This window comes from Paenibacillus xylanilyticus, from assembly GCF_013359935.1.
GTDB classification, from domain to species: Bacteria; Bacillota; Bacilli; order Paenibacillales; family Paenibacillaceae; genus Paenibacillus; species Paenibacillus xylanilyticus.
This window is the reverse complement of sequence record NZ_JABMCB010000119.1, coordinates 27,424-49,107: the sequence shown is the minus strand read 5'-3', so window position 1 is coordinate 49,107 and position 21,684 is coordinate 27,424. Positions and strand designations below refer to the sequence as shown.

General features: G+C 37.5%; 24 protein-coding genes and 1 pseudogene. 11 read left to right on the top strand and 14 right to left on the bottom strand.

All coding sequences use genetic code 11. The features are described from left to right. The 4 genes and pseudogenes from HP552_RS01570 to HP552_RS01555 all read right to left on the bottom strand — a co-directional run. Nucleotides 1-384, bottom strand: a pseudogene (locus HP552_RS01570) (hypothetical protein); the annotation flags it as partial. Between the two features lie 37 nt (nt 385-421). Further along, on the bottom strand, nt 422-1,039 hold the full coding sequence (locus tag HP552_RS01565; protein WP_175393954.1) for an SH3 domain-containing protein: 618 nt from the start codon (nt 1,037-1,039) through the stop codon (nt 422-424). A 463-nt stretch (nt 1,040-1,502) separates the two neighbouring features. Continuing rightward, a complete protein-coding gene (locus HP552_RS01560) occupies nt 1,503-2,750 on the bottom strand; it encodes a hypothetical protein (protein ID WP_175393953.1) in 1,248 nt (415 codons plus the stop codon). A 206-nt stretch (nt 2,751-2,956) separates the two neighbouring features. Then, complete coding sequence (locus HP552_RS01555) at nt 2,957-3,811, bottom strand: helix-turn-helix domain-containing protein (RefSeq protein WP_175393952.1); 855 nt, start codon at nt 3,809-3,811, stop codon at nt 2,957-2,959. A gap of 696 nt (nt 3,812-4,507) precedes the next feature. Here HP552_RS01555 and HP552_RS01550 point away from each other — a divergent pair. Both HP552_RS01550 and HP552_RS01545 read left to right on the top strand, forming a co-directional pair. Next, nucleotides 4,508-4,765, top strand: coding sequence for a hypothetical protein (locus HP552_RS01550; protein WP_175393951.1), 258 nt, complete (start codon nt 4,508-4,510; stop codon nt 4,763-4,765). Between the two features lie 346 nt (nt 4,766-5,111). After that, nucleotides 5,112-6,236 carry a replication initiator protein A gene (locus HP552_RS01545; RefSeq protein WP_024633635.1) on the top strand — a complete coding sequence of 375 codons (1,125 nt, stop codon included), beginning with the start codon at nt 5,112-5,114 and terminating at the stop codon, nt 6,234-6,236. 95 nt (nt 6,237-6,331) lie between these two features. On the opposite strand, the gene HP552_RS01540 is transcribed toward HP552_RS01545, so the two are convergent. From HP552_RS01540 to HP552_RS34830, 5 genes are all read right to left on the bottom strand, one after another. After that, nucleotides 6,332-7,006, bottom strand: coding sequence for a TnsB C-terminal domain-containing protein (locus HP552_RS01540; RefSeq protein WP_175393950.1), 675 nt, complete (start codon nt 7,004-7,006; stop codon nt 6,332-6,334). Nucleotides 7,007-7,189: 183 nt separating this feature from the next. Continuing rightward, nucleotides 7,190-7,702 carry an AbrB/MazE/SpoVT family DNA-binding domain-containing protein gene (locus HP552_RS01535; protein ID WP_175393949.1) on the bottom strand — a complete coding sequence of 171 codons (513 nt, stop codon included), beginning with the start codon at nt 7,700-7,702 and terminating at the stop codon, nt 7,190-7,192. A 280-nt stretch (nt 7,703-7,982) separates the two neighbouring features. Then, complete coding sequence (locus tag HP552_RS01530; RefSeq protein ID WP_175393948.1) at nt 7,983-9,008, bottom strand: hypothetical protein; 1,026 nt, start codon at nt 9,006-9,008, stop codon at nt 7,983-7,985. 268 nt (nt 9,009-9,276) lie between these two features. Further along, nucleotides 9,277-9,585, bottom strand: coding sequence for a LytTR family transcriptional regulator DNA-binding domain-containing protein (locus HP552_RS01525; protein ID WP_175393947.1), 309 nt, complete (start codon nt 9,583-9,585; stop codon nt 9,277-9,279). Between the two features lie 533 nt (nt 9,586-10,118). After that, nucleotides 10,119-10,601: a hypothetical protein gene (locus tag HP552_RS34830; RefSeq protein ID WP_246310718.1), complete on the bottom strand. Its 483-nt coding sequence runs from the start codon at nt 10,599-10,601 to the stop codon at nt 10,119-10,121. A gap of 378 nt (nt 10,602-10,979) precedes the next feature. On the opposite strand from HP552_RS34830, the gene HP552_RS01515 reads away from it, so the two are divergent. Together HP552_RS01515 and HP552_RS01510 are read left to right on the top strand one after the other, a co-directional pair. Then, nucleotides 10,980-11,678: a phosphodiester glycosidase family protein gene (locus tag HP552_RS01515; protein WP_175393946.1), complete on the top strand. Its 699-nt coding sequence runs from the start codon at nt 10,980-10,982 to the stop codon at nt 11,676-11,678. Nucleotides 11,679-11,810: 132 nt separating this feature from the next. Beyond that, entirely contained in the window at nt 11,811-12,350 is a 540-nt protein-coding gene (locus tag HP552_RS01510) for a hypothetical protein (RefSeq protein WP_175393945.1), read from the top strand. A gap of 164 nt (nt 12,351-12,514) precedes the next feature. Here the strand turns inward: HP552_RS01510 and HP552_RS01505 are convergent, their stop codons facing one another. Next, the gene (locus HP552_RS01505; RefSeq protein ID WP_175393944.1) at nt 12,515-13,426 is read right to left on the bottom strand and encodes an ATP-dependent DNA ligase; all 912 of its coding nucleotides are present in this window, start codon (nt 13,424-13,426) and stop codon (nt 12,515-12,517) included. A 366-nt stretch (nt 13,427-13,792) separates the two neighbouring features. Here HP552_RS01505 and HP552_RS01500 point away from each other — a divergent pair, with 366 nt between their 5' ends. Both HP552_RS01500 and HP552_RS01495 read left to right on the top strand, forming a co-directional pair. After that, entirely contained in the window at nt 13,793-14,470 is a 678-nt protein-coding gene (locus tag HP552_RS01500; RefSeq protein WP_175393943.1) for a phosphodiester glycosidase family protein, read from the top strand. A 121-nt stretch (nt 14,471-14,591) separates the two neighbouring features. After that, complete coding sequence (locus HP552_RS01495) at nt 14,592-15,110, top strand: hypothetical protein (RefSeq protein ID WP_175393942.1); 519 nt, start codon at nt 14,592-14,594, stop codon at nt 15,108-15,110. A gap of 257 nt (nt 15,111-15,367) precedes the next feature. On the opposite strand, the gene HP552_RS01490 is transcribed toward HP552_RS01495, so the two are convergent. Continuing rightward, nucleotides 15,368-15,916 (bottom strand): hypothetical protein, encoded by a 549-nt coding sequence (locus HP552_RS01490; RefSeq protein WP_175393941.1) that lies wholly within the window; start codon nt 15,914-15,916, stop codon nt 15,368-15,370. A 159-nt stretch (nt 15,917-16,075) separates the two neighbouring features. Here HP552_RS01490 and HP552_RS01485 point away from each other — a divergent pair, with 159 nt between their 5' ends. Together HP552_RS01485 and HP552_RS35300 are read left to right on the top strand one after the other, a co-directional pair. Continuing rightward, nucleotides 16,076-16,999, top strand: a complete 924-nt coding sequence (locus tag HP552_RS01485; RefSeq protein WP_175393940.1) for a MerR family transcriptional regulator — start codon at nt 16,076-16,078, stop codon at nt 16,997-16,999. After that, nucleotides 16,996-17,130 (top strand): hypothetical protein, encoded by a 135-nt coding sequence (locus tag HP552_RS35300; RefSeq protein WP_281365994.1) that lies wholly within the window; start codon nt 16,996-16,998, stop codon nt 17,128-17,130. Before HP552_RS01485 ends, HP552_RS35300 begins: the two co-directional genes overlap by 4 nt. A 153-nt stretch (nt 17,131-17,283) precedes the next feature. Here the strand turns inward: HP552_RS35300 and HP552_RS01480 are convergent, their stop codons facing one another. Both HP552_RS01480 and HP552_RS01475 read right to left on the bottom strand, forming a co-directional pair. Continuing rightward, a complete protein-coding gene (locus HP552_RS01480; protein WP_175393939.1) occupies nt 17,284-17,523 on the bottom strand; it encodes a helix-turn-helix domain-containing protein in 240 nt (79 codons plus the stop codon). Continuing rightward, nucleotides 17,475-17,801 carry a sigma-70 RNA polymerase sigma factor region 4 domain-containing protein gene (locus HP552_RS01475; protein WP_024634632.1) on the bottom strand — a complete coding sequence of 109 codons (327 nt, stop codon included), beginning with the start codon at nt 17,799-17,801 and terminating at the stop codon, nt 17,475-17,477. Before HP552_RS01475 ends, HP552_RS01480 begins: the two co-directional genes overlap by 49 nt. 177 nt (nt 17,802-17,978) lie before the next feature. Between HP552_RS01475 and HP552_RS01470 the strand changes: the two genes are divergently transcribed. The 3 genes from HP552_RS01470 (at nt 17,979) to HP552_RS01460 (ending at nt 20,376) form a co-directional block, all read left to right on the top strand. Continuing rightward, complete coding sequence (locus HP552_RS01470; protein ID WP_161634274.1) at nt 17,979-18,149, top strand: hypothetical protein; 171 nt, start codon at nt 17,979-17,981, stop codon at nt 18,147-18,149. 516 nt (nt 18,150-18,665) lie between these two features. Further along, nucleotides 18,666-19,028 carry a hypothetical protein gene (locus HP552_RS01465; RefSeq protein WP_024633649.1) on the top strand — a complete coding sequence of 121 codons (363 nt, stop codon included), beginning with the start codon at nt 18,666-18,668 and terminating at the stop codon, nt 19,026-19,028. Nucleotides 19,029-19,032: 4 nt separating this feature from the next. After that, nucleotides 19,033-20,376, top strand: coding sequence for an FtsZ/tubulin family protein (locus tag HP552_RS01460; protein WP_024633650.1), 1,344 nt, complete (start codon nt 19,033-19,035; stop codon nt 20,374-20,376). A gap of 44 nt (nt 20,377-20,420) precedes the next feature. On the opposite strand, the gene HP552_RS01455 is transcribed toward HP552_RS01460, so the two are convergent. Further along, entirely contained in the window at nt 20,421-21,422 is a 1,002-nt protein-coding gene (locus tag HP552_RS01455; RefSeq protein WP_175393938.1) for a hypothetical protein, read from the bottom strand. Between the last annotated feature and the right edge of the window lie 262 nt (nt 21,423-21,684).

The following is a 21,684-nucleotide window of genomic DNA, read 5'->3' as shown; positions in this document are numbered from 1 at the left end:
CTGCAGTAACTTTTCATTTTCTGCAGCGATATTCTCTGGCATAGTCCAGGTGTTACCCACTAACTTCCCTGTTTCAAAATCACGTCCGTATGAAGTGATTTTCTTCCCGCCATCTTCAATGACGAGTTTATTATGAAGTTGATTGTCCCGGTATTCCTCCGTGATTTCAGTGAGGTTCTCACGATCACGGTAGCGAATGATGTAGGACCCGTCTTCCATGGTTTCTTTGATGTATTCCACCTTACCTTGTGTTGCCTTATTGGCAGCACTTAGAACATCACTCTGAGCACTAACTATCGTTGGTTGATTGAGGTACATATAGCCACTTACAGCGACAGCTGCCAGCGGTAATGTAAGTAATGAAGCCAATGTCTTTTTCTTCATAGGGGACTCCTCCTTTTTTCGCTACATTTATAACGCTTTATTCAGCTTTTAAGTTCCAGCCATTTACATATCCACTATCAAAATATCCTGTTGAGTTAGAACCTGCCTGAAAATCTTGCACTCTCCAAGCATTTGGGTTACATGTGGAAGCATGCAATTCAGAGTCAAAGGATTGTAGGTAGTAGTTTTCATTCAAACCCTTCATGACGCCACTCATATTACTACAATCACTTGAGAACATTTGAGTCCATCTGCTCGTTTTAGCTACATAAGTATAATGATAATTGAAAGTTCTATTGCCAACTGTGTTGTACCATGCAGCGTAACCTAGAGCAGCGTTAGCATAATATCCAATACTTGCGTTTGGATAATATACACGTTTCCACGCCTGGCTGTCAGCAGTAGTGTTGGAGCATACGCCGTCTGGACAATAGTCAACTAAGTCTGTACCTTGACTCACTTGAGCTATTATTGGATAGGAAGTCCCCGTTCCGCTACGTATGTTCAATCCAGCAGTCTTTACGTCATAAACAGGTTGCTTTTTTTGGTATGAACCTAAGGCGGCATCAACTTTACCGGTTGGTACATAGAATGATACGATTGCGAATACAAATAAAACGAAATACTTACTGCTTAGCTTAGTCCATTTTACCACAAATATTAACCCCCTCCAGATTTTATACAAAACTATACTACCATATCCAACCAATAATTTGTTACAATTTGTAATAAATACAATTATTTTATCGTTTGATATACATTATGTCCATTTATATAATCAGTTTTTTGACTTATTACAACAAAGAACATGCGATTATACGTGCATTTCTCCAATACAAAAAGCCCTTACAGACGATGCTTATCTGCAACAGGGCTTTTGAAGTGAGACATTTTTGTTCTTTATCCAGCCGCCATTTAATCTATTCATTAGACTATCGCATTCCTAAAGCATTCATCAGTTTTAACTACGAAGTGAACTTTCTCGTTGTTTCATGATGCATATCCAGGATAGTAGTAAATTTGAGCCAAGCTCCTTCAGATGAAGAGCTACATATTAAGTTAATGAGACTTATTTTATGAATGCCAATACCAAGAATGAAGTTGCTCTACACTCATTATTATACTTGTACTGGTTTATAATCTTTCCTTGAAATGTATTCCCCATCATATCCAATGATCCTTAGGTAAATTCTCATAAGCAAATCGTTATACTCAGTATAAAAATTGTAGAGATCATTACCCTCCATAAATGGAATTGCACCTGTATGGAATAACGGGTTTCTGACTTTTCTCAAATCATCATTCAATAACTCTCTAGGTATAAAACGAAGCTGCGTATTAAGCGATGTCATTTTCTTTTGAATGTTCATTTCCTCTAAGTTGTCTCTACTTAAACCATGGCTAACTAGATAGTTTGAAATTAGGAATTCATAAGCCATAATTAACTGTGCCAGTTTATTATCAATAAATGTTTGATTTTGTATATCTACAATTCTGTTCGTAAACTCATTTAACTTTAAGGAGTCTTCTAGTTCTCTATACTTCAGATACGAAGATTCAAATAGATGCTTAAGTCCTCTCCATGTTAGAAAGTTATCAATAATAGCTTCATTATTGAAGCTTAATTTAGTTGTATCCATAACATCGAATCTTACTATGTCATTGTTGTCATCATAGTATTCGATTTTTTGTGGATAATTAGTTGTTAAGGTTACTGAACTTAGGAAAGAAGTTATAGAGCCTATCTCTTTCTTTATTTCCTCCAATGAGTGGCTTTCGTAAGGCACTACAGTAATATATGATAATACCCCGTGATTAATCCTTTTAGTATCAATGAGTTTCTTAATCTCATTAGAATTCTCCGTCAATTTAAATTCTAATGCTAATCGCTTCAGATCTACGGAGAACTTATCTAAAATAAAACCACCATTAGTTTCTGTTTTTTCAAGACCCAAAAAATCGAAATTTGTAATATGAGCTATTGCTTTAGAAGGCTGGATACCTTCTACTTCTCTTTTTTCGAAAATAAACTCTGGTGTTTTACAGTAAAGTACTTCTGACAGGCCTTCTGAAATTGTGGATGTAATCCAAATTTTTTTAATATTAATAGACCAACCAACCAGTTCATTACAGTGTCCTGAAAAACTGTGTTCTTCGAGGTTATGATAGTGTCTCCCCCGGTGTTTTAGAATAAAATGGCTTGTCCCCGTAATATCTAAACAAAACTCCCATGAAACAGGTAAGGAAGTCGAATCATTCATAAGATTGCCTATTCCTGAAAGATATCTTAAAAGGGAATGGGGGTAGATATCACCCAATTTGTTATGAAAATCGTTCTCTAATACCTGACTATCTCCGTATATCAATTCCTCAGCTCCTACTATGAAAAATCATCTTAATGATGTTCTTTGAGAGCGTTTTGAGGATAACATTCACTTATATTCAGCTCCAAATTATTGATAAGAAATTATATCTGCACTACCCTAGTATACGACTCACAGGGTGTCAACATTATGAGTTCAGAAATAATTTTCATAGTCAGTAAGTAAGATTAGAGATGTTCTCCAGGAGGTTAAGAGACTTGTCCGATCTTCATTAATTCTATCTCTGATCTCACCTTCAAGTCTTCATTGCTAAAGGTAGACTTAAACCAGGCGATTGGATTATCAATCTTGTTATTTATTAAACGTTCCGCGAACTTTTTTAATGCTCTATATATCGAATCAAAATGGTACTTTTGTATGCTGCTCTCGATAGATGGGTATAGTTCAGAGATCAATCGAGGTGGAAGATTAAACAATTTGCAGCATGTTAAAAATTCCTCTTGATGGAAACAGATCGCCCCTGTTCCTTGAAACTTTATCATTTTTTCTACCACGTCTGCATATCGTGCATATTGTGCCAGTTCAGGTACGTGTTCGCGCATAGGTGGTGTATCTTCTTCTTCTTCAAGATCTGTTAAAGGATAAAGATCTAAAGAATCTTGATTAATAAAACCTTCTTTATAGGGTGCATGCTGTGCATGTGAAAAATCAGCTTCAGACGCATGCTGTGCATTATTGAGTGCACGATATGCATCTTTCTGTGTTGTTGATTTAAATTCATAATCAACTTGTGAAGTGTTGGTCTCGGCATATTGATTAGAAGTCTGTTTGACAGGATGTCCTACTACCTCTTTAAAACGAGCTTTTTTTTCAATTAAATTCCTACTAACCAGATCCTTAACAACGTATTGGGCTTTGCGTTTAGACATCCCTCCTGCTGCGGCGATCGTATCGTAATCTGGGAAAACATGCTCATGCTCAGCTTGATAGACTTTTATCACAATCATTATCATTTTTTCATATGTTTTAAGATCAGAGTTATCAAATACCCCTCGTAAACCCTTAATCAATTGCTGTTCAGATGAAATAAAATTAGATAGCATGAATATTCCTCCTTAGAGTTCGTTCATGCCAATCCCCTTGAATTTGAAGCTTTTCTTCCGTATAATAAGGGAACCGGCATGTTAATGTTGTATTTAAGCGACTTTAACACGCCCCCAGGATATCTGTTTTTTCCAGAAACAGTTACCTGCGGTTTCGTTTTTAATTGCTGTCAAGAGTTCGCACCTCTAGATAGCGAGTGAATTAAATGCTTTTACCAATTGGCCATGAGGCCTGCTCCCTTAGGGAGCTTTTTTTTTAGGTATATCTTTTTGTCTTGTGGCATAAACTACTAATTTAGCCTTATCGCCATTGTATTTTTTGCTAATTAGTGAGTCAAGATATCGGGGTTGAAAGGACATTATTGGATTATCGGGGTTGAAAGGACGTAAAGTCGGGGATGAAAGAACAACCTATCGGGGTTGAAAGAACGTTATGACGGGGTTGAAAAACAAAGTTAACTTTTAAAGATTTTTTTTAGTATCGGGGATGAAAGTACGCTAAAATATCGGGGTTGAAAGGACAACCTACCATTTATCGGGGTTGAAAGGACGTTTTTGTCAGCTCCACTTTTTTCCTTTATCTACGTTATATCAATAATTTATCTGTAAGGTAACACTTGGCCAGGAAAGTCCAAATTAGTCTTGCACCTTTGTATGGGAAACTTATCCAGTGTATACGGAGAGAGAAATTGTGGAATGTTACCCAGAAAAGTGATGGTGAAAAATATGGCTATACCATTAACAAAAGAATTGCTTGATATCAGGTTGAATTTACAGTCCTATGAATCCTTTGGTAGATCGATTTCACAACATATTCTAACGTTGACTAAAGAAAAAGTAAGTAGCCCACCTACAGAGAGTATAGAAATTGATTTGAAAGCTCTTGTATCTACAATAGGCGACACTGGATCTGTGCGAATTCAAATTGGTGAAACCCTAATTCAATTAGGATAGATTACTACTTTCCTCTGCCCGTTCTAGAAGGATCTACGTCACTGAACGCTACCGATTGCTGGCGAAGTTCTCCTTCAATGAACGGGCATTTTGGTCGTGTACCACTAACCATATATTCTAATACAAATACGGAAAACTGTGATTGACTAGCAACGATAAGCAATAGTCTATACATATAAACAGATTGAATAAAACATCGGGGATGAAAGAACGTTATATCGGGGTTGAAAGGACAAAATGACGGGGATGAAAGAACATTTCGATCAATTTTATACTCAATATTTAAAGCTATGGTATTCTATATTCATAGACATTAACGAGTATATAAGAAAGGAGCTGTTATCAAATGCCCCCTCGGAGAATTAATATTGAACAATGGGTTGGTAAAATAACAGCGCTAGATCTACCTGCTGAAGATCCTAAGGTCCAAGAACTCATTATCAAGGCAGCTGACCAATTGAAGACGAAATCAAAGGAAGTTGCTCTAAAACATATACAAAATGAAGGAACCGGTGAACTGCAACTAGCCAAACGACTCGTTCAGGAACACCAACTCACTGATGAAGAAAAGGACCAGATAAACAAGGAAATCTTTAAACATCAAATAAAACAAAAGATTTGGGAACAATCCCAGGTAATCAGACGAGCTACCTATTACAATAAGCCTTCTCATCCCTATGGACATATCTTCTCAGAGAGTGCGATCAGTTCAATATCAACATCAAGGACGGTAGCACCCGCTTCGGAAACTGGAGATACACTGGTCCGCGACAACAGAAGAACTAAGATTTATCATCCAGCTAAAAAGGAACTGACCCTCCAAGACGCAAAGGTCTTAATAGGAATTCATAAACTTTGGGAAGAAAGTGGGAAACAAAAAGAGTTCGAGTTCACCATTTATTCTCTTGCTAAGGCCATGAATCGTGATACTGGTGGAAAGACGTATTTAGAGATCTGGCAGTCCCTTGAGGTTCTTCAAGATAGCAAGTTTGAATTCACCTATTATCATGATAAAGGGTTGATTGATTCTTTAGACCGAATCAATATCTTACAGGCAATTGGACGGCGTGACCGCAACGAGACATTCAAAATAATGTTCTCTGATGCTGTCTACCGTTCGTTACAATCAGGTGCTATTGCTTACTTGAGTTTAGCCATTCTAGAAGATTTAAAGACAGGCACTGCGCAGAACCTATATCTCTTTTTACCTGCACAAGTGGCTCAGGGGATCACAAGGTGGCCTTTGGATGAGATTGCCCTCCTAATGGGGTCAAAAGCAAATAGACCAGCCAAGAAGAAACAAATCGTGGAGGAAGCGTGTGAGAATATGATGGAGATTTCCCTCCTCGATGGTTACAAACTACATGAGGACGAATCTGGATCTATTTTTCTAGAGATCAGACCTTCCAAACTTCTACTCACTTCAGGAAACAGTGTTAAGACCGTCCAACAGCTTACATTCTCTCTATAAGAGAACGTAAGTTGTTTTCTTTTTGTCCTTTCAACCCCGATAATAGAAAACCTCCAGACCAAATTGTGCAGAGTAAAACTGGAACAGGCATTGAGCTAACAGTCAGTCCAGAGTCGTAATCTCTCTCTCCATAAAGGATCGGTAGGTTCCTTTAATGGATAGTGGCTGATCCCCTTGAGGAATTTTTCCTTGGGTACTCCGTACGCAGCTGTCTGCCAACAATTATGATGGACGCCAAGCATATACACGACCATGATCTGTTTCAAGGTATCTAGTGTATAAATTGCCCCTTTCTCAGGCTTAAACCGTTTGTCATTCTTAGTCAGGTGAATGTTCCCTTGTAGGCGAGAGAATAAATCATCCTTTAAGGTTTTTCCCCAGTTATTCATTCTCATGGAAATGGTATTGTCCAAAGCAATATTCATAGCGTTACATAACGGGGATATATCGTATTTCTTGGGACAAATGATAGTCTCTGGGATACCGTGAGCATCCCATTCGTACACAATTTTAGGAAATTGTTTGATCCAATCTTTTTTCTCAATCATATTGACGAATGCCAAAGCCATTGTTTTAATGTTTGGAGTTTCAAGTGATAGATGTAAACCAAGAACATAATCGCTGTAGGAGTCCTTAATTATGGTTAACCAAGGGATCCCTAGTATATTAGAATAGTCTTCAGAAAGGACATATACACCCGTGTTAAAACAGCCTACCTCAGCTATTGCTAAGGGGTATCGTTTGTCTTGATTATATATATTAAGATTCATTGTGGTGGCCTCCTTTCTAGCTAATACCTATCCTCCTTATTTCTTTACTCAAATTCAGCAATATATACATGTCTGCTTGCGGCCTGTCCTAAATAAAGCTTTATATCCCTGTATTGTAATATTGAAAACAAAAAAAGCCGCTGCAGGGCGACTTTATGGATATAAAAATTATGGTTTTCTCATTTAAGGAAGCATTTTTTTTAATTGGGAGACCCGTCCTTGACTGATCCCTAACTTGAGTGCGATCTGATTTTGAGCTAAGCCAGGATGCTGCTCCATAGTTTCTTTCAGTTGTTGAAGTAAACGGGCCGTTTTAGGGCGTACGTCTGAATAATTGTTGGTAGCACTGTCGTCCAATTGAGTTGTTGATGCAGGTATTGATTCAGAGATTACCTTCTCACCAGGCGTAGGAGAATACTCGGATTCTGGTAAGAACCATTCAGAAGATTTATCTGGATGTTTTAACTGAGTAGCACAGGTACTGCAGACAAACTGCTCCTTATAATACGTCTCGGCTGCAAAATAACCACAAAACACACACATTGTAGATTTGTACTTTCTTAGAATAAGTTCCTTCCCCTCAATAAAAAATTCGAGCGGGTCACCAATGTCAATCTGCATAGTATCTCGCATTTCCTTTGGCAGGACAATTCTTCCAAGCCGATCCAATGATCTCTTCATACCGGTTCTTTTCATACAATCCCCCACCTCATAACTTCAACTATCTTTATTCTAAAAAAGAACTTATCCAACCACAACTACTTTTTTCTAAAATAAGGAATAAAGTAACTATAATATAAACAAATCAGTATTCACTAAACAGTATTCCAGTATCTTACCTGGACGAATGGCCAAATGGTTTGTATGTATCTAATTGAGTATTCAAGATAATAAATCATTTATTAGATACCTTACCCTTCCTGATGGTCCAGGAAGGGTATAAGGTTAAGGGGGCGCTGCACCGTATTGTATAAAATTAATTAGAGGGAAGACTTTGTTCTAAAATTGCCTCGAGTTCAGCTCTCATTTCATCGGGAGTCATTGACTCAACTGGCTGATACTCACCATAGATGTTGTAGTCAGCATCATTCGAATGTGTAGTTGTTGAAGTATTTGAAGTCGGACGTGAACTACTTTGGATTTGCTCATCGTTATAATAAGCAAAGGACTCCGGAGTAATTCTGTTCTTTCTATACAATTTAACGTAATCGTTAAAACTGAGAGAAGAGTTTTGGCCATTTTGTTCATAAGCCTTATGAGTGTATTTGTAGTAGAAAACAAGATCCTCATTTCTTCCCGTGTAACTACTTGGAATTTGATTTAAGGACTTCAAAGCTTTCTCATCTTCACCATCCTGACCGTACACATGATACATGGCCAGCAAGTACATCATTTGAAGGTCATTACTAGGGTTGGTCATAGATTTAATAAGCTTACTTACCTCCATATATTGACCTGTAGCAAGGTATCCATTGATCAGGTCCCAAATTGCTCCATCTTCTGTTAAGTCTTCTTCTACTGATTCTTCATTATTTTTTGAAACTTCTTGTCCACGTTTCAAACTGAATTCATATGTATATTTTATCTTATTTCCAAAACCAAGCTCTGATACAACAAGATCTCCAGAAAGGTTTTCTCCTAGTAGGCCGATCTTCTCCTGTACTTGTCCTGGCTGTACACTCGCAGGACGTGAGGTAATCATCAAATTATAGTCGTCGGCATCTAACCCATGACCATTGTTTGAAAACCATCCACTTTGAAATTCCCCGTTTATGACAACAACTTTGTCTTGAGCAGAATATTCAAACTTGTTACCATTTAAAGAAAGAATCAACTCCATGTTATCTGGGATATTAGTTCTCCCAACAATCCTAACTTTCCCATTAGAGTAATCTATCTCTTTATCTACGACAAAGTCTACAACCGTATTTTTTGACGAGCAGCCGGCTAATACCAACAATATAGTTAATAAACTAACAATGACCTTTAGCTGTTGTTTCAAAATGGATCCATTGTGCTGAATAATCTTCGTCCCCTACTTTCTTGAACATGATCGGAATATTCCTATTTCTCTCGAATTCTCATTTGTTTTTTATTAAGCAAGAGTAAAGAATCATTAAGAGAGTGGCTACCCCACCCCCCTCTTAGTAATACAAGGAGAATGGGATGGTGGAGTTATGTATACCTTAGTGGCCTGTACCGTGATTATGCATCTTATACCCCCCTTTTTTAAACCTAGCTTTCTTAAAGATGGCTAGGTAAGCTAGGTTTTATATGGAGAGCAGTTCATTTATTTGAACCTGCCTCGAGTGGGATCCTTTAAGTTCTTCTCCATTCGTTAACTTCATGGTTGCTCCTTCGATGCTAACTACATTAGTTTTATTTACTAAGAGGTTTCGATCTACTTGGACGAAAGGAATATGCCCCATAAAAAATTTGGCGGTGGGGAAATTGAAGTACTTGCCTTCTTTTGTCTTAACACGATATCCTTCCACTATATTGATAGTCACATATAAAATATCGTCTTCATGAATCATTGCCGGCGTATCATTTGATATTTCAAAAACTTGAACCTGCACTGCTACCAACTCCCTTTTCTGGTTTCCTCTCAATCTTACTATGTCTTTAGTCCCAATTCCATATAAATAGACTACCTAAAGTGGCTGAATTGAATATTAGCCAATTTCAATTAGTGGATTGTCACTCTATCCTTAAAAGACTCTCCTATTAGCTATAAACGCAAATTCTAAGCTACTTTAACGGAATAGCACTCTATAGTACTTATTGAGATTAAAACTCTTTAGAGAGTAATCTACGTATGTTTTGTACGACAAAAAATAACAATCTAAATTACTAGTTTAAAAGATGTTTAATTGCTCATCGATAAAATAAAAATAGCCCCGTTATAGGGCCTTAGCGTTTGAGTTAAAGGAATTTATTTAGGATATATGGAGAGGATCGAAGGAGAACATATCGACACGTTACTCTGGATTATCATATACTGATGCTTGTCTGAAAATTCATCAATCTTACTATATTTTATCTAACCTTAATTAATACTTCGCAGAATGGACATTTCTTCATAAGTTACACTCCTTAAAATGCTTTTAAATTACTCGAATGCATTTTCTTCAGAATCAAAGAAATCGCGATCTTTACCTGTTAGTTTTTCTAGGTCACGTATACAAGTTAATATATGATTTGCTTGATGAAGAGGCTCTTTCATCTCATCAAGAATAATGTACAAATTTCGCAAGGTAGCCTCAGCCTCATCCATTCTACCTTTAGCATAACCTGCTTTAAACTCCATGTTACTGCCCTCACCTCGATCATTCAACGAAGCAAAAATGCGAGAATCGGATAGGATTGCAAATAAGTAAGATGGCCCCCTAAGATCTTGAAGTGCTCCTGGTCCAGTTACCGGCATACGCCCCCAAGCCTTTTCGAAATGACTTCTAGGTATTGTAATGTTCGTTGTGTTCGGTATAACCGAATTACGGATCAATTTATATGTAAACGCCTTGCCTCTCAGTTGATGAAAACTTGAATCCTGGTACTTGCTAATTGCATTCCAAATTTGATCGAATGGTTTCATATTTAAAGCCTCCTTATGTATTTCTTTCATGAGTATTTAGTTAGTGAACGTTCTCATCTTTTAGCCCCCCCTTCTGTTGTTCTATAATTAAGTGTATCATCCTTTAGGGAAAGTAAAACCAAGGGTATATGGGTGCGGAATTTTAGTGTTGAAAGTGATTTTAATCGTTTGTAAAGGCTTAAGCCTAGAACTTAATATAGTTTGATAATTATCTATCCAGTTTCGATTTGTTATTGTATCGGTTGTATGATGACTTTCCATTTTACCTATATCAGTGAGAAGGAAATCGGCAACAGGGATTGCCCGGGAATGGCGATCATCTAGTTGATTCCCACGAGTTCACCTCATTAAAAAATTATAGGGAAAAGGATGATATAAATGGCTGATGCAAAATACAGACAAACCACATGGAATGGAATTACGGTGGATTACATCGAAGCGGATATGTCTACGATCCAAATTGAGGACTTAGGCGGTAAAAACTTGACCGCATCCACTAAGTATGGTATTAATGGTACTTTCTTTGATGACAGTACTGGTTATGTCCACGGCATTGCAGTTTCTAAAGGAGGTAGTCCGGTAAGGAACTATGCTTCTACAAATGCAACCTATAAACGTGGCACGCTGGTTTGTTCGAGGCCAAACGCTGGTACTTCCCGAGTAGCAAACGTATTCGTGATTAACAAATTAGCTGACCTATCCACCCCTGCTAGTTGGATTGAATGGGCTATCGGAGGCATTAGTCTCAAACTTCAAGAAACGGTTTCAAGTGAAACTGCATTCAATAACCTGGTGAAAGATGAAAAAGGCGGAGTTGACTTTGGAAACAACAAACGTGCTGCCATCGGGTATAAAGGTGGTAAAATTGTTTTGGCAGTGATGAGTAAGGCTACTGATTGTACGCCTTTAGAAGCAAGGGGTATTATGAAGTCTCTTGGATGTACAGATGCTATTATGCTGGATGGCAGTACGGCTGCACAAATTCGTGCCAAAAAACCAGATGGTACTAACTACACTTCTGGTGGACCTCGTCTTGTATACAGTATCATCACAGTGAACGGGGCAACTTGGTCCTAAATACTTCGATTTTTTCAAAGGGAAATCGCATGTTGATTTCCCTTTTTCCTATTCATTTACTAAAAATAATTTGTAACTTTTCCCAACAATGTAACGTCTTTATCTATATGAATTTTATAAAGGTGGGATATCATGCTGAAATCTATTGCATTAACAGCGCTGCTAACTTCATTTATTCTTCTTACGGCGTGTGGTGACACAAACTCACCAACTGAAGAACCGCCGAACACGACGAATACAACTCAGAATTCTGTACCTGATACTGCTAAAAATCCTGACGCAAAAACGGAGTCTTCAACTAAATTTAATTCTGGTAATGATATTGATTTTAAAGAGGCGGAATCTTCCCTAACGGAAGATGAATTCCCCCTTCTAGATGTTCTTAAACTTAATTTAGAAGGACTAATTGAACATGACCACGATCAGTATCGGTCCGGATTCGTCACTGAAAAATTAGCCGAGGCTATGGAGGGGTATTATAGTGAAGAATTCCAATATCATTTTTCGGCAATAGAAAGCATTGAAAAAAGTGAATCAATCCAAAACCAAGTGCATGTTACAGTCCTTGGGGAACGTTTTGATAAGAATACAAATACGATTGAGGAAGTTAAAATGATGTATGCCATTCGGATGAATAATGAAGGTATGTGGTCCATCTACACAATTGATTGAGCTGTTTGCTGAATTTCACTACACCTGTGCATCAGGTGGAGAATCATGCTAGTCACCTTAAAAGAAAACTTAAATGGACATAAAAAAATGGATCTCCAGTACATTCACTGTAGATCCATTTTATATTTAACTTGATGAACAAGCTACGGGTTATATAACTTACGTTACTTAGCTAACATATGCTCTTTTGAAACAGAACTTGTAGGAAAGAATTCAACTAGTGTTGGTGATCTTAGATTACCATACTTTGTGAAACACTGAAATTTGATTCTGCAGCTAATCAAAGGCTCTAGATATATCCAATCCTTAGTTTCACTTCGTACAAGGTTCTTCTTAATAGAATGAAATTGCTGTATCAGGGCTCTTTGTGGTGGGAATTCAAGAAGACCTACATACTTATCATTCATTTGTAAGCCCCACCCAAATCGATTTTTCCTTATTGAAACAACATCGCAAATGGCAAACTGATATGCTTTTATTTTTGTAATGACATCCTGGGGCCGAGAATCTAAATAATATGGTGCATCGCTGTTATATTGTACGATACCTTCAAGTCCCTGTTGCTTTATGTTGAGGAAGAGCTGCGTTCCATCATCGAATAAAGGTGTAATAGATATAGTATCTGACGGTGGCAATATAGTTTGAAGGATTTCGCGCCGCTCAGTAAAAGTCTTTGACATGACGGATTGACCATTTATCCACAATACATCCCAAATCGGGAAATGTGCCTTTAAGCTTTTAGAAATTTGCTTGATCGCAGAAGCCTTTTTTGTATGAAAACGTGCCATAGCATCATCCCACCAAATTTTAGGTGTTTGGTCAGTTGCTTGAGTGACATCAAATGCAATGCATTCTCCATCCAAAATCGCTGTCTTTGCCGACAGGCTAATTTTCTGCAGTTCAGGGAACCTTTCAGTTACCTCAGTCCCATGCCTAGTGTAGGCACGGACATTTCCATGGTCGTAGTGAATGGATATTCTAAATCCGTCCCATTTAATGCTAGATTTCCAGCCCTCTTTAATCCCACTTGGTGGTAATGGCTGCAATAACATAGGCTTGATTGGTTGATTCAACATGACAAAAACCTCCGCCCTAACCTTAGCATACGAAGTATTGATTTCCTATTTAAGATTGCTGGGTAGTATGAGATATTTTTCTTGCAGGTAGTTGACCTGCAAAGGAAAAGAAGGTTCTCCCCCTCACTCTATTTCGCCTGAACTGGAGAAATTCCTTATAAAGCGTCTCCTCTTCTATCTTGTGTTTATGAGAGATGTATATAAATTCGAAATGTATTGATAAATTGGTTGTTGTTTTATAACTAAAATTACCTTTATAGATGAGAGGGTACGACGGCAGCAAGTTCTTAGCTAGGGAAGGCTGAAGCTTAGTTGGTTCCCCCTAGTACTCTCAATAAAAAATCAACTATATAGGAGCAATTTACAATGGCATATACATTCTCTACAGTTACAGCATCAAACGGTGTAAAGCTGTATGCAATCAAAACGAGTCCAAAAGAAGTCTATATCAAATGGATCGGGGCTTCTTCAGTACCTGCTCAATCCTCTTATGGTATAAACGGTGGTTACTTTTACGGCAGTAAATTGCTACAAATTGCGGTTAACAACGGTATCTCAGTGGCAACCGCTAGTGGACAAGGTACAGGCGGTGCAATGAATGAAAGTTATGCTCGTGGCACAATGGTTTGGGATGCTAAATACGAAGAGCTCTCTGTGCAGGTGGTACAGTCGACATCTGAACTGGCGTTGGGCAATCGTAACAGTTACTGGGCACAAGGTGGGATAAGTTTGAAGCTCGGTAGTTCTGAATCTGCTTGGAAAACTCAAGCGACAAAAGAAAATATCCAAAACCCTGACGGTAATGTCAACCGCAGTGCAATGGTATATAACAACACTAAAAACATTTGGCTGATTGTCACGGATACGGGTACAACGGCAGCTAAATTCCGTGCTGCTATTTTAGAGAAAATTGGTAATGGTACTTTAGTTGATGGTATTTTGTTGGATGGCAGCGGATCTTCACAATATAAAGTTCAAAATAGCTCTTATAGTGGTTCAGATGCAACCCCCCGTAAGGTGTATCAAATGATTGCACTACGTTAATTAATAGAAGAAGGAAGCCGGCTATCTTAGTCGGTTTCTTTTTTTATGCAACATTTTAGGGTTGGTAACGTTGTTTACTTATATAACCAATTTTTACATCGTAGAAAAGAGGGATCATTTCATGAAAAGTAAATTGAAATTATTGTTTGTCGCCTTAGGTGTTCTTGTCTTTGTTTCTGCTTGTGGAAACACTACTAATGAAGAGCAACCAGAGACTGTCCAAAACGTTAAACAGGAGGATGTGAAAAGCGAAGATCAACAATCCAGTACCAATAATCCCAACTCAAATGATATCTTTAGGAAAGGAGTTTTTATTGATTTTGAGAATGTTGATAATCCACTGTTGAATGAGCAGATCAAGGAAGGTCTTAAAAAGACCCTTGAAGCCCAGGTAAATGGTGATGAAGATGTTTTTCGAGCTACATTTAAAACTCCAGACACAGGCGATGCCTATTTAGGTGTCATAGGAAACTATAGATTTACAGATATCGGGAATGTACAAGAAGACACAACAAAAAATCAGATTCTAGTGGAGGTTGACGCTGAGTTAGCTAGAGAGACATCCATTGATGACGTCGCACTTACCTATTATTATGCAACGGATGCTGACGGGAACTGGTCTTTAGTTGCAATTGATTAAACGAGATTTTTGCAACAGAAAAACAGCAGGGGTGTCCCCTGCTGTTTTAAATATTCACTAGGATGGAATATGAACTTGGAGTATAGAGTTACCAATATTAAAATGAATTTCAAAAGTAATCTCAGGGCCCAGAGCATTAAAACTTCAGAAAATCAGATAGGTGAAAAATTGATTGTTTCTTTTTGATATTTTTTTTAGATAGTGGTGTGAAAAACATCTCTCACTAGATCCCCTTCCATACCTCTCTTTATAAACCATTAAACACGTATCTCTTCTCTCCTCGACCCTGAGTATGTTCTCTTCAAATCATCATAACCTTCTGGTCGGGCTGCATTTTTATCTACGTATTTAGTATTAGTCATAAGGAGCCCATTCCCATAATGTGTTTCAATAATTCCACTTGAGTAATCAACAAATACTGGACTTTGACAATACTTACAATTGGACTTCCTTCTACTCTTTCGTGATGGCGTTAAGTATGTAGCGCTGCATTTACAAACTATCTTAAAAGATATCAAGGGGTCCTCTTCTAATTCTTTTTCTGCTTCCTCAATATGTGTCTGAATTATATGTACGGAGCTCGTTTCAATGCTTTGTGCACGAAGACATTTAAAATCAGCTACAAGATTTGGATTGAGACCAAACACATATTTTCCGGATTCAATCACAAATCTTTTGTTAGACTTATAACACTCTTCCCACTCTTCTAGTTGTGACTTAGATAATTCAATAGAACCCTTCACACCACTATTTAAGGTGTACACCAGCGTGTTTAAAACTTCGGCATGCTTGTCATAATTGTCCATCTACCGTCCTCACTTCACTTTTAAAAGTCCTTCTTATTACAGAGTATATCATGACCTCATATTTATCAGATGAAGAACAATATTTTCACTTCCCCCCTTTTGACCAATTGTTTTGGAATCCCGCTGCCGATAAACTCTATAACAGGAGGTCGGTTAAATATGTTACTCACCAAAAAGACAATGATATCTCAAGCGAATGAGCAGGGCATTCACTTAACTCCAAAGTTGCTGGATAGATATTTAGAATTAGGATTTCTACATGGTTCCTGGACCGGCGATGGCAGGGGCAAAGGAGCGAGGAAGTACTTCAATCACGCGGATTTAGATACAATTCAACATATAAACGAACTTAAACAAGAAGGAATTAGTAAAAATCAAAAAGATCTAATCTTTGTATTATTCTGGGAAGGTTACGATGTGGATTGGGGAAAATTGAAGATAAGGCTCCTTAGCTTCTATGAGGATGTACAAACTGCTTTCAATGAAATCACAAAATACAGCCAAGATAATAGTTACGGAGACTTTATAGATTTGTTCGCTTCACAAGATGTTAGGAAACGAAGCAAAACCGGAAGGCCGTCGAACTCTGAACAAAAAGAATTACAAGATGAACATGCAGCTAAGGTAGAAATGCTTTGGGATGGAAGTAATCTGGCTCGTGCCCTCAGTGATAGAAATATCTCTATGGAACATATTGAAAAGCTCAGCAGCTCAAAAGGAATTATGTTTCAAGACGAAATTGATGGGAAGCCTATGAGCGAGATTATTCAAAGCACTGTAAATGGTTGGTTACAGAGAATGGACTGGAAAAAGCAGATTCTAAATACAAATGAAGAAGACTTTCGAGAATCGTATTCCATCATTCATATGATGCGAACAGCTGGAGCATCCCTTGGTGATCTTGGAATTCAATGGCCATCAAATACAGGCAATTATAAACTCAACATGACTCGTATAATTTTGCTACTCTTGATTTGCAATATTGAGATGCGTTCAGGGATAAAATGGTTTGTAAATAATCATTGGTCAGAAATAGTTAGTGATTATTCATTGGTAATTACGAAAGGAGGTGACACAAAATGAAGAACGTTGGTCTAGCATTTGGTAGTGGAAACGCTGTATCTGTTCCCACATGGTTCATTGCGATCATCTTGCTGTTTGCTGTTATTGGTATCTATGAAATGTATAAGAGTTTCAAAGAATCTATAGATTAAAAAATAAAAAAGTAGCTATTCCCGAACTGGGAAGGCTACTTTCGTCGTTGATAAGGCCATATGAATGAGAACACGATAGATATATGTAAGCTAAAAATGATTAAAGCTATACAATTTTTTGCACAGCTATTCAAAGTGCCCTCCTCCCTCCTTTCACTCATTCTTTGGGTTATTATCTGTGGTGTGATTTATAATTAATTCAAGTAAGCCTAAACGCAGTGATTGCATCACATCCTCCTTTGGCATTCGTATATATTTTGCCATCTGCTCCATCTCCTCCTCAAACATATCGAGTATAGCCATAAAAGCTGCTTGATCACCTTTCCTAGATCTTTGAACAAGATTCATGAACTCAATTTCGTCGATAGAAAGCTTAACGTCTTCTTTTTCCATTTATTTACTCCTTGTTGTGAAATTTGAAGGTCTGCAGAAACCTCTTTTTCTGACTTGCCACAAAGGTAAACATCATGAATTACTTTCTTTCCTACGTCTGATGGAATGAGAGCAAATATCTCCTCCACATGGATTCTTGAAATAGAATCATTTTCAAAAGAATCGATTGTTGTGATATCAAACACCATCCCAAATTCCTTGTTAGCTGTCACCTTAGACCTGTACTGAAGTCTCCAAGCCATCTTCTTTAGCTCGGATCTACATTGTTCTTTTGTCATCTCCAATTATCTCACCTCACTATATAGGTAAAAATAAGAACGCAATAACAACCAAAAATATGAATTGTAGGAACAAATGTTCTTATTTAATTATATTGGAATCTCCGATTTTCTTCCAGTTAAAAGTTGTAAACTACCGTTCTTTATTACCTATATTTATGAGAAGGAGGTGAATAAATGGAGATTGAAAAATTCATCGAGCTAGTTCCTAGTTTTGGATTCCCTGTAGTAATCACGTTTATGCTATTGAAGTATCTTATGGACAACATTAAGGAAAAGTTTGATACGTTGGATCGGACCTTAAAGGAATTGATTGATTTAATCAAAGATAAGAAAACGCTACCTTGAACACTACAAAGTGTATTGGAGCTTGACCGATCTCAAATAGATCGGTTTTGTTCTATGAATAATCATAATCATCTGATTAGATGAATAGATATATTGAAGGAATGAGCAGCGCATCGTTAGAGAAGTAGATATTTAAGTTAGAGCTTGAAGCGTAGTTTTATTTTTAGTCGTAGATACGTAGATAATTATGAATTTAAATGAGATATAAGAAACAGAAAGTTAAACTACCTAAAATTCGGTATAAATAACGATTTAGTTTACATAATCATGCTTATTTAGTGAAATACAGATCATTTGTTCTTGTTTTAAGTAGTAACACTATTGTGTAACACAATAGTGTTACTACATACTGATCTAAAAAGCCTTATCATATAAGGTTTTTTTAGTTTTTCATAGAAAGTTATTTATATGTCGCATAATAGTGTCACATAATTGTGTAACTATATTTTTCTTTACATCTTCCAATAGTGTCCACTATAATTAGCAATATAATCCTCTCAAAAGGTATTGAGTGAGGTGATCAATCTGAAATACAACGGAGAACATGCAGAGGATCAGCTAGATGAATACGACGATTTGCTCTTCTCGGAAAGAACCCTTTCGTTCTTTCGTAGCAAGCTAAATGATTTTGCAATAGATATATTCTTACTGATTGCAGTTACGAATAAAGAGAACAAAGGATTTATTAAGACGAGGATAGATGATTATCGTGATCGTAGATTCTTCATTGATTCTGCATTAACTGTATTGGAAGCGCAGGGATTCATTAAACGTGGAAAAGTCGGAACTATGGCTCCTTATTATTTAACTAATAGAGGGAAGCAATTGCTGGGATTAGTAATTAAAGAACGAAAAAATATGAGTGAAAGAAAGGAATAAACAGATGAGCAAAATTGATGTGAATAATCTGGGGCATCTACGGAGAATGATCTCTCCTTATGTCTTTTCTGAAAGCATTTTGAACGAAATAGATCGACTTCCAAACCAAGTTATTATCGGGTTAGGTCAAGGTGGTGGTCGGATGGCTGCAGAATTGTCGCGTTGCGGTCACCCTACTTATCTTTTCAATAGTTCAAAAAGTGATTTAAACGAACATAAAAACCTTATTCCTGATGATAGAAGGATTGAAACACCTTCTAAACGTTTAGTCGGGCTCGAAGGTACGGATAAAAATGCAAAACTTGGCTTTGAAATAGCTAAAGAGAACATTGATTTATACAAGCAAGTTGCAATACAACCTGATGTTCAATTAGCCGATTTCGTATGGGTAACTGTTTCTTTAGGTGGAGGTAGTGGAAATGGGGCCCTCAAAGTTATTATGGAGATCTTGTCCAAGGTTAGGGAAAGAAAACAGCTGCCAGGTGGGAAAATTCCTTTAGGTGTTATTTGCTCCCTTCCTTCTACTGATGAGCGTGGGGTTGCGTTTAGAGATAATGCATTAGCAGGCATTTATGTTATACAGGATCTCATGGCTAAAGGGAAAATGGGCGCGGCTCTTGTAATCGATAACGAGAAACTAAAAGATTACTATGAAAATGGAGAGCGAGTTCAGGGTGTCGATGCTCGATCTTACACAAATATGGTTGTTGCCTCAACACTTTACGATACAGCTGCTCTTCCTCTTCTGGAAGGTAGATCTGTCTACGATAAAACTGAATTGTTATCTACTTGGTCTACGCCTGGATGGTTATCAGTATCTAAACGATCGATTCCACTCAGTGATGACGTAATTTACAAAGCTGAGATTGAGAACTTATTTAAACGTAATGAAGTCCTTGCAAACTATAGACTAAATAATGTGCTGACAGGTGCAATTGCAGTTATCTACCCGAATAACCGTAAGATTTCCCCACAAATTGCAGATGACATTTACAGAGATACTTCAGAGATTCTAAATACTCGGGTTAATCATGCAATCTCGAAAAACGATCGTCTATATAATGAGATTCTTTTGTATGGTTTAGCAGTAGTTTCAGATCCTCCACTCCGTATTGAGGAACTAAAACATGAGCGTGAGGAATGGCAAGTGATTGAGGAGGAGCAAAAACGAGCAAGAGAACAGACTGCTGCTGGTTTGAGCGACTATAATGACTTTTTCTCAACTAATACTTCGACTAATACAAATCAAGGAGGACTCCTGACTCTTGATGATCTGGATGAACGAGACACTGAAGACAAACCAGCTGCACTTGCTGATTTAAGTGATCTTGATGATTTAGACCTCTAAAATAGAAAGTAAAAGGTGGCTCTTTAAGAGCCACCTTTTTTGTCTTATTCATTTCCACTTTCTAATGTTGCTGCACTTTCATTTAAGGGAAACTCTTGCAGCCCGTTATCAATGTAAGACTGGATAAACGCTTCTTTATCTTTCTCACTAGAAAAGAGATTTTTTAGGGCTCCCCTACTCTTCCAGTGTTCTATAGCTTCTAGCCTTAACAACCTCTTCATTTGCTGTTGTTTAAGCTTAAACTCTAGGTCAAGGTTTCTTTGAATAAGCTCTTGTTGTTTAGTTGTTCTCTCATCAAGCTCAGCTTGTTGTGAAGCAAGTTTTTCCTGTTCTTGAACCAACCTCTCCTGGGTTACCGAAAGCTCCCCTTGCTTCTCGAGTTGTACTTTGTGTTCTTCAGATATTTCCTTGAATTGTTCACCAATGAATTCAATACCTTCAGCAATATCACTTTCAAATCTTTTTTCATTATGGTCAATGTAGGCTAGGAATGCACTTTTGAGTGTATCTAAACTTGAAATATTATAGATCTCGCCAGAGTTTATCATAGAAACAATAGTGTCTGGAGACATTCTGGCAGCGGAAACCGTTGATATTCCAGTAGTCATCACTTTAATGTCTTTCTGAGAGTATTTATTACAGTATCTCAAAGTAGCAACGATCTTTGCTCTAATAATCGCATATACATCCCAAGTCCATGTATTCCCGGTCTTTTGTACGTTCAAGTAATCAATAAGATTATCCTCTCGTTTCGCGTTTAGCCACCAACGCAAACGGGCATCATCGATCTGATGGTCCCCTGTTGGAGATTTTAGAAAATCATATGATTTGAGTATCTCAGCTACTTTGGACGTAGAATACCGTGCTGTACGGTCCAATTGAAGAATATCTGTGCTTACCATTTCGAATTTTTCATGGTTTACGTATTTGTATAGAATATCCGATTGTTCAAAGTATGATTTAATTTCCTCACTAGGACCAACCTCTTCTATATTCCGTGATTGGTTAGCGGTTGTGCTATTGTGCTGCTCGTTAGTATCAGTCATATAATCCCCTCCTACCCTACTGAGAATAGACTATAGAGCCGTTCCTGTGGGCTTATGTAAGCTCTGCTTTACAATTTTATATCAAAGACTACGTCCACGTCTAGTTTATTCACTTAAATCTACGTTGGTTTACGATTAAAGTCTAAATTGTTAGAAAAGATGAAAATCTACGGAAGAATCCAATAAAAAAGGAGCCGTAGATAACATTTCTACGGCTTGAATGAGGAAAACAGCGCATTGGATAACGAAGACTGTATCTACG

Coding starts and splice junctions, on each gene's coding strand:
- HP552_RS01480 (WP_175393939.1), bottom strand. CDS start 17,523: ATGGAAAAAGAAGACGTTAAGCTTTCTATCGACGAAATTGAGTTCATG.
- HP552_RS01490 (WP_175393941.1), bottom strand. CDS start 15,916: ATGGACAATTATGACAAGCATGCCGAAGTTTTAAACACGCTGGTGTAC.
- HP552_RS35300 (WP_281365994.1), top strand. CDS start 16,996: ATGAAGAACGTTGGTCTAGCATTTGGTAGTGGAAACGCTGTATCTGTT.
- HP552_RS01540 (WP_175393950.1), bottom strand. CDS start 7,006: ATGAATCTTAATATATATAATCAAGACAAACGATACCCCTTAGCAATA.
- HP552_RS01535 (WP_175393949.1), bottom strand. CDS start 7,702: ATGAAAAGAACCGGTATGAAGAGATCATTGGATCGGCTTGGAAGAATT.
- HP552_RS01475 (WP_024634632.1), bottom strand. CDS start 17,801: ATGACAAAAGAACAATGTAGATCCGAGCTAAAGAAGATGGCTTGGAGA.
- HP552_RS34830 (WP_246310718.1), bottom strand. CDS start 10,601: ATGAAACCATTCGATCAAATTTGGAATGCAATTAGCAAGTACCAGGAT.
- HP552_RS01455 (WP_175393938.1), bottom strand. CDS start 21,422: ATGACTGATACTAACGAGCAGCACAATAGCACAACCGCTAACCAATCA.
- HP552_RS01470 (WP_161634274.1), top strand. CDS start 17,979: ATGGAGATTGAAAAATTCATCGAGCTAGTTCCTAGTTTTGGATTCCCT.
- HP552_RS01495 (WP_175393942.1), top strand. CDS start 14,592: ATGAAAAGTAAATTGAAATTATTGTTTGTCGCCTTAGGTGTTCTTGTC.
- HP552_RS01510 (WP_175393945.1), top strand. CDS start 11,811: ATGCTGAAATCTATTGCATTAACAGCGCTGCTAACTTCATTTATTCTT.
- HP552_RS01460 (WP_024633650.1), top strand. CDS start 19,033: ATGAGCAAAATTGATGTGAATAATCTGGGGCATCTACGGAGAATGATC.
- HP552_RS01505 (WP_175393944.1), bottom strand. CDS start 13,426: ATGTTGAATCAACCAATCAAGCCTATGTTATTGCAGCCATTACCACCA.
- HP552_RS01550 (WP_175393951.1), top strand. CDS start 4,508: ATGTTACCCAGAAAAGTGATGGTGAAAAATATGGCTATACCATTAACA.
- HP552_RS01545 (WP_024633635.1), top strand. CDS start 5,112: ATGCCCCCTCGGAGAATTAATATTGAACAATGGGTTGGTAAAATAACA.
- HP552_RS01485 (WP_175393940.1), top strand. CDS start 16,076: ATGTTACTCACCAAAAAGACAATGATATCTCAAGCGAATGAGCAGGGC.
- HP552_RS01555 (WP_175393952.1), bottom strand. CDS start 3,811: ATGCTATCTAATTTTATTTCATCTGAACAGCAATTGATTAAGGGTTTA.
- HP552_RS01500 (WP_175393943.1), top strand. CDS start 13,793: ATGGCATATACATTCTCTACAGTTACAGCATCAAACGGTGTAAAGCTG.
- HP552_RS01515 (WP_175393946.1), top strand. CDS start 10,980: ATGGCTGATGCAAAATACAGACAAACCACATGGAATGGAATTACGGTG.